14 protein-coding genes are annotated in these 18,300 nt (G+C 44.0%); 6 read left to right on the top strand and 8 right to left on the bottom strand.

The genetic code is table 11. From position 1 onward, the window contains the following. Positions 1–35: 35 nt before the first annotated feature. The gene (ispZ, locus tag CUR83_RS10860; protein ID WP_071003109.1) at positions 36–587 is read right to left on the bottom strand and encodes a septation protein IspZ; all 552 of its coding nucleotides are present in this window, start codon (positions 585–587) and stop codon (positions 36–38) included. 305 nt (positions 588–892) lie between these two features. Here ispZ and CUR83_RS10855 point away from each other — a divergent pair, with 305 nt between their 5' ends. Both CUR83_RS10855 and CUR83_RS10850 read left to right on the top strand, forming a co-directional pair. Then, a complete protein-coding gene (locus tag CUR83_RS10855; protein ID WP_093071221.1) occupies positions 893–1,774 on the top strand; it encodes a PHP domain-containing protein in 882 nt (293 codons plus the stop codon). Positions 1,775–2,066: 292 nt separating this feature from the next. Further along, positions 2,067–3,527 (top strand): GGDEF domain-containing protein, encoded by a 1,461-nt coding sequence (locus CUR83_RS10850; protein WP_093071220.1) that lies wholly within the window; start codon positions 2,067–2,069, stop codon positions 3,525–3,527. Between the two features lie 28 nt (positions 3,528–3,555). Here the strand turns inward: CUR83_RS10850 and truD are convergent, their stop codons facing one another. Further along, positions 3,556–4,839, bottom strand: coding sequence for a tRNA pseudouridine(13) synthase TruD (truD, locus tag CUR83_RS10845; protein ID WP_093071219.1), 1,284 nt, complete (start codon positions 4,837–4,839; stop codon positions 3,556–3,558). Positions 4,840–5,081: 242 nt separating this feature from the next. Here truD and CUR83_RS10840 point away from each other — a divergent pair, with 242 nt between their 5' ends. Both CUR83_RS10840 and CUR83_RS10835 read left to right on the top strand, forming a co-directional pair. Next, the gene (locus CUR83_RS10840) at positions 5,082–6,731 is read left to right on the top strand and encodes an FAD-dependent oxidoreductase (protein WP_284719642.1); all 1,650 of its coding nucleotides are present in this window, start codon (positions 5,082–5,084) and stop codon (positions 6,729–6,731) included. Positions 6,732–6,816: 85 nt separating this feature from the next. Next, positions 6,817–7,428, top strand: a complete 612-nt coding sequence (locus tag CUR83_RS10835; RefSeq protein WP_284719641.1) for a GNAT family N-acetyltransferase — start codon at positions 6,817–6,819, stop codon at positions 7,426–7,428. A gap of 360 nt (positions 7,429–7,788) precedes the next feature. Here the strand turns inward: CUR83_RS10835 and gorA are convergent, their stop codons facing one another. From gorA to CUR83_RS10820, 3 genes are all read right to left on the bottom strand, one after another. Then, a complete protein-coding gene (gorA, locus tag CUR83_RS10830; RefSeq protein WP_284719640.1) occupies positions 7,789–9,144 on the bottom strand; it encodes a glutathione-disulfide reductase in 1,356 nt (451 codons plus the stop codon). 142 nt (positions 9,145–9,286) lie between these two features. Beyond that, positions 9,287–9,739, bottom strand: a complete 453-nt coding sequence (locus CUR83_RS10825) for a threonine/serine exporter family protein (protein ID WP_068037441.1) — start codon at positions 9,737–9,739, stop codon at positions 9,287–9,289. Further along, the gene (locus tag CUR83_RS10820) at positions 9,740–10,528 is read right to left on the bottom strand and encodes a threonine/serine exporter family protein (RefSeq protein WP_284719843.1); all 789 of its coding nucleotides are present in this window, start codon (positions 10,526–10,528) and stop codon (positions 9,740–9,742) included. It abuts the gene before it with no gap. A 117-nt stretch (positions 10,529–10,645) separates the two neighbouring features. Between CUR83_RS10820 and CUR83_RS10815 the strand changes: the two genes are divergently transcribed. Then, positions 10,646–10,927, top strand: a complete 282-nt coding sequence (locus CUR83_RS10815; protein ID WP_284719639.1) for a DUF503 domain-containing protein — start codon at positions 10,646–10,648, stop codon at positions 10,925–10,927. Positions 10,928–11,039: 112 nt separating this feature from the next. On the opposite strand, the gene CUR83_RS10810 is transcribed toward CUR83_RS10815, so the two are convergent. The 3 genes from CUR83_RS10810 to uvrA form a co-directional block, all read right to left on the bottom strand. Beyond that, positions 11,040–11,657: an HNH endonuclease gene (locus tag CUR83_RS10810; RefSeq protein WP_284719638.1), complete on the bottom strand. Its 618-nt coding sequence runs from the start codon at positions 11,655–11,657 to the stop codon at positions 11,040–11,042. Then, entirely contained in the window at positions 11,650–13,065 is a 1,416-nt protein-coding gene (locus tag CUR83_RS10805) for an ATP-binding protein (protein ID WP_284719637.1), read from the bottom strand. The genes CUR83_RS10810 and CUR83_RS10805 overlap by 8 nt, the downstream gene beginning before the upstream one ends. Before the next feature lie 197 nt (positions 13,066–13,262). After that, a complete protein-coding gene (uvrA, locus tag CUR83_RS10800; protein WP_284719636.1) occupies positions 13,263–16,175 on the bottom strand; it encodes an excinuclease ABC subunit UvrA in 2,913 nt (970 codons plus the stop codon). Between the two features lie 671 nt (positions 16,176–16,846). Here uvrA and CUR83_RS10795 point away from each other — a divergent pair. After that, a complete protein-coding gene (locus CUR83_RS10795) occupies positions 16,847–18,211 on the top strand; it encodes an MFS transporter (protein ID WP_212564244.1) in 1,365 nt (454 codons plus the stop codon). Positions 18,212–18,300: the final 89 nt, after the last annotated feature.

The raw sequence follows: 18,300 nt of genomic DNA, 5'->3' as shown, positions 1-18,300 counted from the left end.
ATTATAAGACAGTAGCTGCAATCAGCGCATAACTGTTATTTAGTGGTTTTGTCCGTCAGCGCAGGGTTGAGATGCTTTTTGAGTACAGCAAACTGAGCCACGACGAATACCAGCATAATCGGAATCCAGCCATAAGTCTTGAAGTTAATCCACGCTTCATCTGACATGGTGAATGCTGTAATATAATGGAGTACAGCCATGAGGGCGAAGAAAAGTGCCCAAGCAACGGTCAGTTTTTTCCAACCACTAAGTGTTAAAGTAAATACTTCTTTCATTGCTAGCTGCATTAATGGCTTATTGATAGCGGCACTGACAAACAAGGTCAACGCAAAAATACCATTGATAATGGGCGATTTCCAGCGCAGATAGATATCATCACGCAGCAGCAATGTGCCACCGCAAAACAAAATGGTTAATAGTAAGACGACCCATTGTTGCTTATCAAACTTGCCTTTTTGGCGAATAAAGTGAATGGCATAAACAATGATAGTAGCGACGAGCAAAGCCCCTGCCGCTGCCAAAATACCGTTATAACGCGCCGCGATAAAAAAGGCAATCAAAGGGATAAAGTCTAATAATGCTTTCATAGCAAAGGTTGTGTCCAACAAAAACGTATGAGGTAGTTTACACGTCTACTGCCGCAAAAAAAAGCAATCAACACGATAATCCTGCGATATACGTCACCTACAGAGTAATACGGTCTTATTGCGAGCAATGACCATAGCGCTAACCAAATATAACCATCAAATACAGCAGCAATAGTCGCTAAATCCAGAGAGTTGGCTCAGACATTATCATTAATAATAGCAATCAATAGCAACCAATATGAATAGTGACTATCTACTACTAAATTGTTTATACGCTTATTTTTTAAAATATTAAGGTTTATCTTATGAAATATGACTTACATTGTCACAGTACCTGTTCGGATGGTACTTACGCACCAACTGAAGTAGTAAAGCGCGCGCACGCAGCGGGCATCAATGTACTGGCATTGACTGATCACGACACGCTAGCAGGCATTGATGAGGCAAGAGAAGCCGCTAATGCTTATGATATACAGCTGATCAATGGGGTGGAAATCAGCTGTGAGCATACGTTGAGCGGTGGCTATGGCAAAAACAAATCTACCAATAAGATCATTCATGTGCTGGGACTGGACTTTACTGATCGCGAAAAGATGCATGCTACTCTGCAGCAACTACAAGACAGTCGGGCCACACGTGGTCAGCGCATCACCAAAAAGCTCAGTGAGCTGCTGGATATAGATTTCGATGAGTTGTGGCAAGCCGTACTCGATAAGGCAGGTGGCAACCCACAAGCGGTTGGACGCGCACATATTGGGCAGGTATTATTTGAGCGGGGCGAGGTCAAAACCGTTCAAAAAGCCTTTGATAAATATTTGGCAGATAATAAGCCTGCTTACGTGGCGATCGAGGCGTTGACGATGCAGCATGGGATTGAGCTGATTCATGCTTGCGGTGGTCGAGCGGTGCTCGCGCATCCCACGCGTTATCAGCTATCGGCCACACGAGTGCGCAAGCTGATTGGGGAGTTTGCTCAGCTTGGCGGTGACGCTTGTGAGCTACCAGCCACAAGTGAACCAATCAGCACGCGCAGAATGGTTGATCGTAGTATTGCCGAGCACAATCTTGTCACCTCGATTGGCAGTGACTTTCATGGTAGCAATATGCCGTGGCGCTGCTTAGGGGATGTGCCTATCTTAAATGAAGATCAACGCGGTATTTGGGAGTTGTTTAACACGCCTGCTTAGTCTGATGGTTTTATCATGTTTTATGGACATTTTAGCGGTTAGTCACTTTTGTGTTTCGTCGCCAAGATGACTGAGTCTTTTATGTGAATATCATGACGCTCAAAACTGTATATTCAAAAACTGCTGATTGATAAATAAATGTACAAAACAGATTGATAATACAGACAGAACTTGTAACACTTAAAGGGATATCTAGAAAAGTTTATAAAAGGTATAACGCCCTTTAACTCGATTAACTCGATCACAATGCCTGTAAAGTCAGTGCATTTATATTTTCTGCGGTAGCCCATCTATGGCTGTGTCGGTCTCTCATCTTGGATACAAAAAGCTCTCTCAAATGATTTTTGAGTGGCAAGCGGCTGACAGAACGTCATTGATGGCGTTATTTATTGTCATGGAAGTATCCTTGCATTGGCTGTGGTGTCTGTTCGTTTGGTGGCGACAAGATGCGCTCCATGCCTATGTCAATATGCACTATCTGTACCCGCTATGGCTGGGAATCAGCGTAATGGGTTTATTTTTCTTATGTATGGTCAAATATTTGCCGCACTCTGGAAGTAGGCGGGATATTTTAGACAGATGGCAAATCGCACTAGTACTGACTTATACATTCTATATTGCTACCGTCATCGTGGTGATAGGTTATAGCAGCTTGTTTGCTGGAGTATCGCTAGTTGGCGGTGCGATGCTTGGCATGATGCTCATCAAACGCCGCTATGCTTGGCGCATGTTTTGGCTACAAATCATACTTATGTTATTGGCCATTACCTCGCCTTATTTTGGTATCACTTTACCCAATCTGCGTCAGTTGACCGTTATCCACCCGTTACTAGAAACTCATAATTATTTGACTTACAACGAGATTATGGCGGTTGAAAATGCCGTTGCTGCTTCAGCGTTTGAAAATAATGTATTAAGTTGGGATAGTATCACTGAGATACAGCGTTCATCAGCTTTTTTTTGGCGCTCAACCCACTTGTATTTAGCATTCCCGAAAGCGATTTTTATCGTTTATATATTTCGTGCTTTGCTATTGGTTTTAGATGATAGTAGGCAAGAAACCTTGCAGTATGCCAATCAAGATGAGCTCACGAAGCTAAAAAACCGTCGCTACGGCCTGAAGAAAATGAAGTATGCGTTGTCAACGGTACAAGACAATCAGGATTTGAGCGTGATGCTCTTTGATTTGGATTGGTTTAAACGCATCAACGATAACTATGGCCACGATGTGGGGGATCAAGTGTTGATCGAAATATCGCAGACGCTATTGCAGTCGTTATCAGATGAAACCATCATTAGCCGTTACGGTGGTGAGGAGTTTCTGGTTGTGCTACCAGATACGTCGCACGATAGTGCAATGGTGATTGCGGAGCAATTACGGCTTAGTATTGCTGAGCATATCATCAATGTCGGTGATGTGTTTGATTTTAGCGTGACAGCGAGTTTTGGGCTGTATACCTTGACCCATCAAGAAAGAGCTTGCATTGCCAAAAACTATAAATCTATTTTAGCAAAAAAAGCCCAGTCTCAATCAAATGCATCACCTCTTATCAAGCCGATTGCCACTCAGCGCGCTGAGAGCCAAATGGCATTCATGCAAAAACTGCCTAGCGACATCTGCCAACGTTTGATTAGCGCAGCAGATAAGGCTCTTTATGAAGCCAAGCACCGTGGACGCAATCAAGTCGTCAGTGCCAACCATATGTTTGCTGAAAAAAATGGTAGTATCCATTCACTCTACAAAAACCGTTAGCTGCCCCTCTGCACTATCAATAACTCAATCATGAATCCATCTGCTGAACCAAACTTGCTAGCACGCTAGTGGCAAAGCTACCAGTGGTCAACGTAAAGCTCAATACCAATATCTGCTCATCCCGCCACTCCCAGCTTAATTGCTCAATAGGCAGTCTTAACGGGCGTCTTTGTGCTTTGATATCACGCTGCTCCAATCCCGTTGCTAGCTGCATGAGTAATGGGCTGTGTTGTACAACTTCGTTTTCTAACGCGGCTGCACTGCCACTGACTTTATCGTTACCTGTACCCCACAATACGGCAGTTGGATGAATATCGCCGCTACTCATACGAGCGCGTAACGTATCGTCTATCTCCTCACTGGTAAATATCGACCCCGAACCATCCAGATTAAATACTTCCCCTGCTAGGCCAGCGTCCCAGCTGCCATTACGAACTCGCGCTGCCAATATCTCATTGAATATCAAGCTACGGGCTGCCGACAGCTCCATCGTATTTTGCTCGCGCGGCGCACGTTTGCGTTTGCTCTTTTTGGGTTGCGGCTTTGGCTCGCGCGCTGGACGGGCAAATAGCGCCAACGCTTCTCTGACATTATTACCCTGACGACCAAAACGCTGTGGGCCAAAGTAGTTAGGCACACCTGTTTCATCGATGCGTGCTAAATGCTCCTCGACGCGTTGCTTAGCGGTCTGCTGAGTGGATAACGATTGCTCAGTTGATTCAGTGTTTTCATCATCATTCGTAAACTCAATATCACGCAAGGTAATGATAAATTGATTGGCACGGTGGGTACCGCGATTGAGCTTTTTATTATGCCAGTGCTGCGCCAGAATAACGACAGATTCATGCTCGCCAATATCTATCGGCGCAAACTCCGTAGGCGGCAACTGCTTTTTGGGTATACGCAGGCTAAACCACTGGGTCGTCACCGCATGACGATCCTTCAGTCCTGAGTAACCGACATCACGTAGCGGTATGTCTGCCCACTCTGACAACAGTTTTGCCAGATACGCGGTGTTCATGCCTAGTTTTTTAATATGCAGCCATAGATGCTCACCATCACCTGTCAACTCCAGCGGGAGTATTTCGTTGACCACAAAGTCGGTAGCATCTGCTTTATAAGTAGCTCGCTGTATCGGTTGAGGCTTTGGCTGCGGTAAGTTTGCGGTGTCAGTGACAGCGGCAATATCAATATCACTGAGATCAAAACTGTCGGCAGCCTGATTATTTGTATCGCTATCTGAGTCGCTATCTAAGACGGACTGAGGAGCGGAGTTGTTTTCAATATCGTTAGAGGTGTCTTGAGGAGTCATAAAATAGTCTTTTATTGTGTTTATTTATAATAAATGGAGATAGCAAAGACGCTGATAAAAACGGCGCAATTACGTTTTGCAACGCAGCACGCATACAAAAAAACATCGTGTGTCAAATGGTCTTGCTACTATCAATCTATAGAACGCTAAAAATAATAAGGTAGGTTGAATCGCTCTGAATGGTTAGGGCTATTTTCAACACGCCGTCATCAGGAACTCATTATAACTGTTAAGGAAGCATTATGACCAAGGCGATGATCAACACAGTCACGATAACAAAATCGGATATTCCAAATGGCGGAATGAAATCGTACAAGCAAGACGACGATAGTATCATTTTAATCACTCGTGATGACGATGAGTTCCATGCGTTCGATGGTAAATGCCCGCATGCGGGTGCAAATTTGGGTGATGGATTACGCTGCGGTCATCGAGTGGTTTGTCCTTGGCATCATGCAAGTTTTGATAGCCGCGATGGGTCGCTTCTAGAACCGATAGCGACAGAGGGTCTGACGCAGTATGAGCTTATCAATGACGGTGACAATGTGACGGTTGATACCTCAGCCACGATAAACAAGCCGATAGAAAACGACAAATTGACGGACACTCACACCATTATCGTAGGTGGTGGCGGTGCTGGGTTTATGACCGCGCATCAGTTGCGCCAAGGTGGCTATGGCGGCAAAATCACCATGATTAGCAAAGATGACAAAGCTCCTTATAACCGCCCATTATTATCGAAAGCCTTTTTGGCAGGGAACATGGATGAAGATAAGCTATTATTGGGCGGATCAGATTGGGCGAGTAGCAACGATATTGATCTGCATCTGAATCAAACGGTCAGCGAAGTATTGCCTAATGAGGCGACCATCGTGATAGAAAATGAAAACGGCGATAGCACGCGGCAGACAGCGGACTTCTTAGTGGTGGCAACAGGGGCGTCGCCGACCATTCCGCCCATCAAAGGAGCAGATGTAGACGGCGTCTATACCTTGCGCAGTATGGCAGATGCCAAATTGATCAAAGCGGCTAGTCATGACCAGCGCGTGGTGATTATTGGTACAGGTTTTATCGGTATGGAGACCGCTTCGGCATTGGCACAAGCAGGCACGACTGCTTCTATTACCGTGATTGGACAAGGCAGCCGTGTGATGGGCAATATCGTCTCAGAAACGGTGAGTAACGCATTAATTAAGCTACATGAAGAGAAGGGCATTAACTTTGTGTTCGATGCAACCGTCAATGAAATCACTAAGATTGAGCGTCAAGTGGACAAGGATGGAGATAGCAATAATCAGGCTTTCTCAAATGTAGGCGGTGTGACGTTGGCGAATGGCGAGCATATTGATGCTGATATTGTGGTCTTAGGTACAGGTGTGTCCCCGCGCACAGAGATATTGCATGAGGTCAATGATCCAGATGGTGTGCAAGTTGACGCTCATCTACAACTGCGCGATGGTATCTATGCGCTCGGTGATATTGCTAAACCTACCAACCAAATGGGTCGTATGCGTATCGAACATTGGCGCGTGGCGTTGCAGCATGGCATGGTCACGGCAGCCGCAATACTAAACGATGACAATGTCGATTCGCTAGAGGCGCGCATTCCCTTCTTTTGGACCATGCAATATGGCAAAAGCCTACGCTATAGCGGTCATGCGGCAACGCCCGATCACAATATCCTATTTGGTACGCCAGATACGCTCGACTATATCGAATATTATTTTGATGACGAAGGCGCGGATACACGTGCGAGTGCGGCAAGTACGCTCGGACGTGATAAAGAGCTGGTTGCTTTCTCTGAACTATTACGCCGAGGTCATGCACCAACGCGCGCACAGCTTAACGCAGGGTTTGATATGATTGATCAGGCGCATGCATTATCGCGCTAGTACTATAGACAGATAAGTATTAGTATTTAAGCTGGCTTAGGAAACTAGGCCAGTTTTTTTATAAATAAAAAAGGAACACTATAATATGAATAAAAGTAATTTGAGCAAAGATGCCGTATTTTTACGTCAGGCTGACGCGAGTGATATTGGCGCACTTGAGCGGTTATTGAACTGCTGCTATCGAGAGACAGCGGGCTGGACCAATGAGGCTGACTTAGTCGGCGGTATCCGTATCACGGCAGAGGAGCTGGCGAGTACGATTAATAATCCCACACACTATCTGTTTGTCTATCCAAAAACCACGACAGGTGAGCGTGATGCAGAGGAAACAGGTGAAATACTTGGTTGTATCGCTGTCGATATAAAAACTGATGCCAACTCAAACAAAAAAGCCTATATCGGTATGTTTGCGGTACATCCTGAACTGCAAGGGCAGGGCGTTGGCAATGTGGTACTACAGGCTGCCGAGACTTTTGCCATACGACATCTGTTATCAACTGAAAATGGCACTGATAAACAGCCTGCACGCTTAACCATGTCAATCTTGAGCCATCGGCCTGAGCTTTTGGCTTACTATCAGCGCCGTGGCTATCAGTTAAATGGTAATAAAATACCGTTTCCCAACGATGGTAATAATGGCGAGCCAAAACGTGAAGACTTAGAGTTATTGGAGTTAGAAAAAAGGGTCAGTGCATAGCCCCTATCTTGATGGCCCCCAAAAGTGACCAAAAGTCATAAACAGCCCAATGCTGAGCAAGATAAATGCCACAATAATTAAGCGCTTGAACCAAGTAAAAGCGGGCACGCGCGTGGCATTATCATCAGACATGAGAAAAGCGAATAAAAATAGCAAACTTCCTGCCAAGGTCATGATGCCTAAGCCCACGGGTAATATAAAAAGGTACACCTGCCACACAGTCATCTCGCAACGGTCATTATTAAACGCATCATAGCAGTATCAGGATTGTGCTGTCTGTATGTGGTTTTACACTAAAGCAAAAATAGACAATAAAAAAGGCCATTTGTTAAAAATAGCCTTTCTTCTCATTCAGTCTGTCTAACGCATCGTCACAAACTCTTCTGCACCGGTTGGATGAATAGCAACGGTATTATCAAAGTCTGCTTTGGTCGCGCCCATCTTCACTGCTACGGCAAAGCCTTGCAGCATCTCATCGACACCGTAACCGATGCCATGTAGGCCAATGATTTTTTCTTCCTCACCTAAGCACACCAGCTTCATTACGCACTTTTGGCGATGCTGAGTCACGGCGCTATACATCGAGGTAAAGGTCGAGGTGTAGCACTTAATGTTGTCTTTGCCATGTAGCTTGACCGCGTCAATCTCAGATAAACCAATAGTACCGATAGCGGGATGAGTAAATATAACCGTCGGTATCAAATCATAAACCAAATGCTCATTGGTCTTGTTGTTAAACAAGCGCTCAGACAGACGCCTACCAGCGGCGATGGCAACTGGTGTCAGATCAATGCTGTTTTCGATAATATCACCGACCGCGTAAATACCATCGACATTGGTATTTTGGAATTTATCGACTTTGATTTTGCCAAACTCGGTGGTTTCTACGCCCGTTACTTGTAGGTTGATGTTGTCGGTTGAAGGCGCGCGGCCAATCGCCCAAATCAAGCTATCGACCGTATCAAGCGTGCCATCTTTAGTAAATAGCTCTAAGCTACCATCTTCGTTTTTATTGACTTCGGTAAGGGTGGTGTTGGTATGTAGATGGATACCGTCTTGCTCCATCTCTATCAGCAGCGCCTCGACGATAGTGTGATCAAAAGAGCGCAGCGGCGAATGCTGACGCACGTATAGATGTACCTCAGCGCCTAAGCTGTTCAGCACGCCTGCGATTTCGACAGCGATATAACCTGCGCCTGCGATAGCGACGCGTTTGGGCAAATGAGTTAATTTAAAAAAACCATCAGAATCGATACCGTGCTCTGCGCCTTTGATATTAGGCTTGATAGGATGTCCGCCCGTCGCAATCAAAATATGGTCAGCAGTGATTTGCTCGCCATTGATCTCAACCGTATTGGTATCGACGAATTTAGCAAAGCCTTTAATCACTTCCACGCCGTTTTTGGCTAAGTTATTGTCATAAGCGCGATGGATATTCTCGATGTACTGCTGACGGCTTTGAATGAGTTTTTGAAAATCGAAATTCTTTAACTCAACCTCGAATCCGTAGTCTGGCGCGTACTTCTCAATCGCCTCGGCGACTTGCGCGCCGTACCACATCACCTTTTTGGGTACGCAGCCCCAATTGACGCAAGTGCCGCCTAATTCATCCGCTTCGATAATGGCGCATTTTTTGCCGTAGCTGGCCGCGCGGTTGATTGAGGCAATACCGCCGCTACCGCCACCAATGGCGATATAATCATAATGTTTGCTCATGTTTTATCCTTGTATGTATGATTGATAAGTGCTGTCTTGAGTATTTTCGCGGCAGAGTGCAACCGACCACTGTGGGTATAGTACAACATAAACAGCCGCTATGAAGAAAATGGGCAAGGACCCAACATACTATAAACGATACCTAAACAATGGCGCGACGTCTATAAAATAACAACCCAGGAATGGACAGACCCAGCACCAACCCTGAGGTCACAAACAAGGCTTCGAATAAATACACCATCATTTGGCTAAATAACTCGTCTGAAAAGCCAAAGTAACCAATCTGCACCATACTGACCATCGCCTTATAAGCGGCGATACCTGGCATCATACAGATGACGCTGGGTGAGATTAACGCTTTGGGCGGTAGGGTGTATTTTTTAGAAAAGTACACCCCCAAAAAGCTGGCGAGCATCGCGCCAAAAAAGCTGGCCACCACCAGATGTATATGCTGATAGACCAGCGCCGTTTTTAACCCAAAGCCAAACGCCGTCATCAGCAGACACGGCAAAATATAGCGTTTGGGCACGCTAAACATCAGCGTCCAACCAAGGGTGATAATACACGACAGCACAACGGTCTCAATAAACCACATCTAAAACCCCCAGTGCTGTATGCGTAGTAACACCAGCGCCATCACGATGCCAACGCACGCGGATAAGGTCAGCATATAGGTAAAGACGGCATGACCAATCCCAATATTGACATAGCCCTTTAAGATATCGGACAAAGAGTTAATCAGCGGAAAGCTTGGAATCAGTAGCAACACGCTAGAAGCCACGGCAATATCGGCATTATTGCCAATATCAAAATAATAGGTCGTCGCGCCAATGAGCGAGGCAATAAAAGCCGTCACGATGACGGTGATAAAGGGATTGAAGTGGTGCTTTGCTAAGTAGATGCGGGTGAACATTGCCACCATACCAGCGATAAAGGTTACGGCGGTAATCGACCAACTGCCGCCATTTAAATAAGCAAACGCTGCACATGACGCACCAACAAATATACTGACTAGCCATGTCGGATATACGGTTTTATCCAACTCATCAAACGCAAGCGTTGTGCGGTCAATCAACTCATTGCGATCGACAGTAGCTTCGGTTTTATTGACGATTTGCTGAATTTGTACCAATAAATTGACATTGATACTCTGATTGATCGTATCTCGGGTGGTGGTAATACAGCGCTCATCACAGATAGTCGTCAAAGTGATCGCATTAAAATTTAGCGAACACTCGACGCTACTCATTCCCAATGCAAACCCCAAACGCTTCGATAAGTCCACTACCACGGCAGACTCAGCGCCATACTGCATAAGGAGTAAGCCGCAGCGCACGCAGAGTCGAGTGATGCGTTGCTGCTGTACGTAGCTGATAGAAGTCATTGGAGGAATGTGCATATTGGCTGCGATATCGATATGGATAGAGGTAAAGATAGCATAACTTGCCTTGCTTATTTGCTACTATTATAAAGCGTAAACCACTGTCACAAGGAGAATAAAATGCATATCGCTATCTTAACGCTGACTTTTGCGCTACCTGGTTGTAGCTCATTAAAAGAAAAACGCCAACGTATGGGCGGCCTGCACGCACGTTTTGGCAATACGCCAAGCGTTGCGGTGTGCGAAAGCGGCGCGCGCGATCGGCATGACGCCAGCGAATGGACATTCGTTATAGTCGGACTCTATAAACGGGACATCGAGTCGCAATGCAGTCAGATCGAAGAAAAAATAGAACGCACGGTGGATGCAAGGATAATGGATGTTGAGCGGGAGTTTGTTTAGGGAGAGGCTTCATAAAGCCTATCCCGAAACCCTATGACTCTCCAAAGGTGACCACCACAATCGGAGCCAGACCGCGTTTCAAGACGATTATTTAATATTTATTCATAAATACCTAACGAATAGTATCTAGAATTATATCAATTAATTTCTTCTTAACGTCTGGATCTACATCACTTAAATTACTAACTATCTGATATATCGAGTTCAAATTTATATCTTGGTATGCTTTAACCTTCTCTTCAATTACACTTAATCTAAATAAATTACAAAAAGTAATTGTTTCAGAACCTTTACTTGTTCTGGCTACAAAAATACATTTATTGACTATGTCTATATGTTCTGAGTAATTATCGTAATGTGCATGGATTATTCTAAAATGGTTGCTATTTTGTGGATACCTTACTACTGTTTTTTTTAAAACTTCTTTAGTGCTTTTTATCGTATTACAAGCTGGACAACTCAACGCTAAATTTTTACCATTGAAAGTAAATTTCTCATACTTACTTTTAGGTACTATATGTTCAATATCAACTTGTTTAATATCATAGCCTAGTTGGTATTTACAATAACAACAAGTATTCCCTTGTTGTTGTCTCAGATGATCAACAATATTTTTTTTAATATCATCAAATACTACCTTCTCCCAGTCGCCATGAAAAGTAAAGTTGTCTTTGATACGTTGTAGTTCTTCTTCAGAAAAAGTATATGGAGTATGGATCCTATCAGTCATAAGAAATCGCTTTAAATATTGCTTCAATAACAGGTTTTATAGGATCGTTATCAAGAAGAGAAGGGTAGAAAGACTTTAAATTTCTTTGAATAAGCTTTAGTTCCTCGTTAGATCTTTTATTATCGCTTAATAGTAAAAGAGCTTTAGAAACGCTTTGGTATAAATCAAAACTTCTAGTTGTTTCCATCTCAAAAACATTTAGCAAAATATCCTCAGCTGACCATCCGTAAGTTGATTTTTCAATTCCTTTTGCGTATATAATGCCTTTTTTATTTTTTAGAGATACTACAGAGGAATTACTTGGATTTAGATCAGAAGCTAAAAAGGGTGAGTGAGAAGCAATAATTATATGGCAGCCAGAAACGTTTTCTAGAATTTTATTTAACAAGTCAATATATTTAGATTGCCATAAGGGATGAAGGCTTATTTCAGGTTCATCAATTAGTACTAAACTATTATCTTTTAACAATGGTACAAGTGATATTAATGTTGTTAAAATATTTGCTTCTCCAGAGCTTGCTTCTCTAAAATTGAATGAATTTCCACCTTTTTTATACACCTGAACTCTAAGTGTACTGATAATTCCTATTCTCCTTAAGATATTAATTAAATCATATTCATGAATATTTTCAATGTATAAGGAGTTGTTTTGTCTGATTCTATTAATATTTTTTTCTGAAAAGTTAATAATTATTTCATTTGTATTTTTTCTAGAAAAAATTTTAGAATTGATAAATTTGCATAGTTCATAAGCCCTTTCTTTTACTGTATTTATTGTGTCTTTATTATTGTCAAAAAATTTATTTTCGTAATAATTTTCAGCATAAGCTATTAACATTTCTGGATTAATACCTTCGTAAAAGTAATTAAATGACGAAGTTTTTAGCTTGTATTCTAAGCTCAGTACAGGTTCGTAATTCAAATAATCAAATATGTGTCTATAGTTTCTTGAGATTTCAAACTGTGAATAACTTTCAAGAATTATTTCTAGAGCCCGATTCATCGAAGCTGTACTTGAAAAGCTATTTAACTTATTTCTCATTCCTAGATAGTTGTAATACAAATCTCTGTGATGCAATTCAAGAGTAGAATGTTTAGATTCTCTATGGATTTTATCGATAGGAAATTTATCTGAAATACTGTTTGTTATGGCTATTATTTTTGATGGTAAAAAGTTGTATTCAAATTCTAAACGATTAAATAAATAGTTTTCTTTATAATGTTTGTCTTCTCCTTTAAAAAACCTTGCTATTTTACTTAATATTCTACTTTTTCCGGTTCCATTATTTCCAATAATTAGTGTAAAATAATTGTCATGTGAAGAATTGGAGTAATCAACCAGTTCTATTCTGCCAGTATTAAGTGCTTTGCTATCTATTTCTAGGTTATATAATCTAAATCCATTCATAATTGGAACTCTATTATTTGAGGTGATTTTTGATAAAGAGAGTTGTTGGTCAAATATCACATTTAGCTATAGCTCTCAGAGATAAAGCCATAGCTTACTGATTGGAGATAAAATGAGCAAGTGATTAGATTGATACCCAACAAAAAAGCCACTCCCAAAAGAGCAGCCTTTAAATTAAAACCAAACAATTAACTAAACTAACCCGCCTCAGAAACCACCTGCGTAAGCATCGGCTTTAAAAACTCACCCGTGTGTGAGCCTTCGACCTCTGCGACCTCTTCTGGCGTACCTTCAGCGATGATCATGCCGCCGCCTTTACCGCCTTCAGGGCCAAGATCAATGACCCAATCCGCGGTTTTGATGACATCCAAGTTATGCTCAATGACCACGATGGTATTACCTTTGTCACGTAGCGCATGCAAGATGTTGAGCAGTTTATCGATATCATGGAAATGCAAACCTGTGGTTGGCTCATCCAAGATATAGAGCGTCTGTCCCGTGTCGCGTTTAGCAAGCTCGCGTGCCAGTTTCACCCGCTGCGCTTCACCGCCAGATAGGGTCGGTGCAGACTGACCCAAGCGAATGTAGCTCAGTCCCACATCCATTAGCGCTTGCAGGCGACGATAAATCGCTGGAATCGCCGAGAAGAACTCAGTGGCGTCCTCTACCGTCATCTCGAGCACGTCAGCGATGGTTTTGCCTTTATAGTGAATCTCTAAGGTCTCGCGGTTATAACGCTTGCCTTCACAGGTGTCACACGGCACATACATATCCGGTAAAAAATGCATTTCAACTTTGATGAGACCGTCGCCTTGGCACATCTCACAGCGTCCGCCTTTGACGTTGAAGCTAAAGCGCCCAGCTTTATAACCACGTGCGCGGGCTTCTGGTGTCTGGGCGAACATCTCACGCACGGGAGTGAAGACGCCAGTATAAGTCGCAGGATTGGAGCGCGGGGTACGACCAATTGGGCTTTGATCGATATCGACCATTTTATCCAAATGCTCAAGACCGCTAATGCTGTCATGCTTATCTGCGATTAGCGTTGAGGCATTGTTTAATTGTGTGGCGGCGATAGGCATAAGCGTACGGTTAATCAGCGTTGATTTACCAGAACCCGATACACCCGTGACACACGTCATCACCCCAACGGGCAGGCTCAGATCGACGTCTTTTAGGTTGTTGCCTGAGGCGCCTTTGAGCTCGATAGTCATCGGTACCTTTTTTGTTTTGGCTTTAGCTTTACCTTTAACCTCGACCTCTACGGTTTTGGCTTTATGCCGCACTTTTGGTATCTCAATGCGTTTTTCGCCCGACATATATTGTCCGGTGAGCGAGTCTGGCGTTGCCATCACTTCATCGACCGTGCCCTCGGCGATGATATGACCACCGTGTACGCCAGCCCCAATACCGATATCGATGACGTGATCCGCTTGACGAATCGCATCTTCATCGTGCTCAACGACCAGTACGGTATTACCTAAATCACGCAGGCGTGTTAAAGTTTTAAGCAAGCGGTCGTTATCACGCTGATGCAGACCGATCGACGGCTCATCAAGGACATACATCACGCCCATCAGACCCGCACCAATTTGACTGGCCAAACGAATACGCTGCGCTTCACCGCCGGATAAGGTTTCGGCAGAGCGCGCTAGGGTTAGATAATCGAGGCCAACGCTGACTAAGAAGTTTAAGCGCTCGTTAATCTCTTTAAAGATCTTCTCTGCCACTTCACCTTTATGACCGTCAATCTTTAGAGTCTTATAATAGTCCGCCGCGTCGCCAATGGAGAGCTTGACGATTTCAGCGATGGTTTGTTCATCGACACGCACGTTACGCGAGATTTCATTGAGGCGCGCGCCATCGCAAACGTTACACGTGGTGTCAGCCAGATACTTTGCCAGCTCGTCCCGCACTAAGTTGCTTTGCGTTTTGGCATAACGGCGCTCAAGATAGGGTAGTACGCCTTCAAAAGGAACGGTTTTATTGGTTTTACGTCCGCGCTCATCGGTAAAGTTAAAGGTGAGCTTCTCTTTACCTGAGCCGTGCATGATCAGCTCTTGCTGCTTTTTGGGCAGCTCCGTCCACGGCGTATCCATATCGATATTAAAATGGTTACAAACGGTGGTTAGCAGCCCAAAATAGTACGAGTGGCGCTTATCCCAACCGTTAATCGCGCCTTGATTAAGCGATTTTTCATGGTGAGTAATAAGTTTTTCAGCAGCGAAATACTGACGCTTACCGAGTCCATCACAAGTTGGGCAAGCACCGTAGGGGTTGTTAAAACTAAACATGCGCGGCTCAAGCTCAGGTACAGCGCGATCACAAATCGGACAGCTGTGCTTGGCAGACATCACTTGATTATCAGAGCCGCCCTCAGTAGGGTTACCATCCATAAAGTGCAGCGTCACTAGACCTTGTCCCAAACGTAGCGCGGTCTCCAAGCTCTCAGCGACACGGTTGCCCAAGTCATCACGTACTTTAAAGCGATCAACCACCACTTCGATGGTGTGTTTTTTCTTTTTATCGAGTGTCGGTAGCTCGTCAGTATCATAGACATGACCATCGACGCGTACGCGTACAAACCCTTGACCGATCAATTGCTCAAGCAGCACTGTATGCTCTCCTTTACGCTCACGCACTACTGGCGCAAGGATCATAAGCTTGGTCTCATCGGGGAGTGCCATAACCTGATCGACCATCTCGGTCACCGACTGCGCCACCATAGGTTCGCCATGCTCTGGGCAATAAGGCGTACCGATACGCGCGTATAATAGACGCAGGTAGTCATAAATCTCAGTGATCGTACCGACCGTTGAGCGTGGATTATGGTTGGTCGATTTTTGCTCAATAGCAATTGCCGGTGACAAGCCTTCGATGCTATCGACTTCCGGCTTTTCCATCTGCGATAAGAACTGGCGCGCATATGCTGACAAACTCTCGACATAGCGACGTTGCCCTTCAGCATATAGCGTATCAAAAGCCAAGGACGATTTACCAGAACCGGATAAACCAGTGATTACCACGAATTTATCTCGTGGAATGTCTAAATCAATGTTTTTTAAATTATGAGTACGTGCGCCGCGTATTGCGATATGGTCATGTGCCATCGTTTATGGGTTTCCTATTTGCTAAAAGAGTATTGGGAAATATCTCAAATTAAAAGGTAAATACAGATCAGTAAAATTATGGGTTAAAAACGCGAATGATTTCTAAATTTATAATGTCGTTATAAATAGCTCTGTTATAAAAAATATGGTTATAAATAGTGCTTTTATAAAGTGTTCATACGTTCGTGAAGTAAGGGCTATACATGCCAATTTACTGTTTGCTTATTTTGCAGTCTTTGATGCGATTGATTTCTGTTCGACTAAGCAAATCTAAATCAAATCCCTGATAAGTAACAGGCATCGTTTGTTATGGTTTTGACCAAAAATGTCATTTTACAGAGGAGTTTGTCGTTTGAACTGTCGTTCGAGCTAATGAATAATAATGTTTATAACGCCTTACTTTATTGTTATGGCGACCGCATTATTCAAGGTATGATTGCGCATCTGACGCAGTTGGTAACAAAATAATTGCGTAGTATGAATGGCTTGGGTTGATGCGCTATAGGCGGGGGCGTCAGTAAGACAAAAGTCTCGGCAACCAAACGGCGAATGTCTTATACTAGGGGGCTTGATTTATAGGCCAGTGTCTTGATAAACCAGTAGTGATAAATCATGGTGCAGTACAAGTACCAGCAGTGAAAAAACAGCAATGATCAATCAGTGAGGCAAGTATGAATAGCGTAGAGAAACGGGCAATCCTCGGAGTCGGTGGCATCTTTGCCTTGCGTATGATTGGCTTGTTTATGATTGTGCCGGTGTTTTCTGTTTATGGTGACAATTATGCACACGCGACGCCGTTTTTGATTGGCTTGGCAGTTGGTATTTATGGACTAGGACAAGCGATCTTTCAGATACCGATGAGCCTTGCCGCCGATAAGTTTCCGCGTAAGCCGATTATCATGCTTGGTCTGATACTGTTTGCGGCGGGCGGTATTATTGCCGCCAATGCCATTGATATTTATCAGGTGATCATTGGTCGAGCGCTGGCAGGCAGTGGCGCGGTTTCTGCTGTACTCATGGCGCTATTGGCTGATGTGACGCGTGAGGAGATGCGTACCAAAGCAATGGCGACGATGGGCTTGACTATTGCTACCTCCATCATGCTCGCCTTTGCCTTTGGGCCGTTATTAGTAGGCTCGCTTGGTATCTCAGGATTATTTTGGCTGACGGCAGCATTTGCTATTTTAGCGATGCTGCTACTTTTTGTCGTACCCACGCCAATGCGCGTGCTCAAGCACAATCTGGATAACAAATCGATCGGTGAGCAACTCGCTACTGTGCTCAAAATCGGCGACTTAAACCGTTTGCACGTTGGAATTTTTGCGCTGCATTTGACCATGACAGCGATATTTGTCCTCTTGCCGCATCAGCTCACAGAGGTGATGGGTTTATCGGTACGTCAGCAAGGCTTGGTCTACTTGCCGCTATTGTTTGTCGGCTTTGCCGTCGCCATTCCCTTTATTATTATCGCTGAAAAGAAGCGTAAAATGCGCCAAGTCTTTCTAGCTGCTATCGCCTTAATGACTGCAGCCTTGGCATTTCTTGCTTTTGGTAGTCAGGTTGGTGTTGGTATTATTTTTGGATTGCTACTGTACTTTATGGGTTTTAACTTACTTGAGGCGACGATTCCATCTTGGATATCTAAGCGTGCACCAGTCGCCAATAAAGCAACCGCGATGGGGCTTAATTCATCTAGCCAGTTTTTAGGGGCTTTTGTTGGTGGCGCGATGGGCGGGCTGCTATTGAATCAGTCTAACTTGCTGGCATGGGGGCTCTTGTCACTTGTCATGGGCATCGCATTGCTGCTGATTATCCCCATTGCCCAGCCACCTTATCTGTCGAGCACGACAGTAACCATTCCTAAAAACATCAATATCCAAGATTGGTCTCGGCAGATGCTAGCAGTTGATGGCGTGGATGAGCTGGTCGTTATGGCAAAAGAACAGGTCGCTTATTTAAAATTAGACAAGACCCAACTGACGGATGATTCGCGACAAGCACTGTCGCATCTGGCACAAAGCCCACTAGATATTTAAATAGCGGCAGAGACCCAAATTTATAGAAATAAGGGCAAATAGGCAGAATTGAATGGGCAGCAGCCGTATAGATCGTGTAGCGTATAGAT

This window comes from Psychrobacter pocilloporae, assembly GCF_029872915.1.
In the GTDB taxonomy this organism is placed as follows: Bacteria; Pseudomonadota; Gammaproteobacteria; order Pseudomonadales; family Moraxellaceae; genus Psychrobacter; species Psychrobacter pacificensis.
Note: the sequence above shows the minus strand (reverse complement) of the source record. Positions and strands in the feature narration are given on the sequence as shown.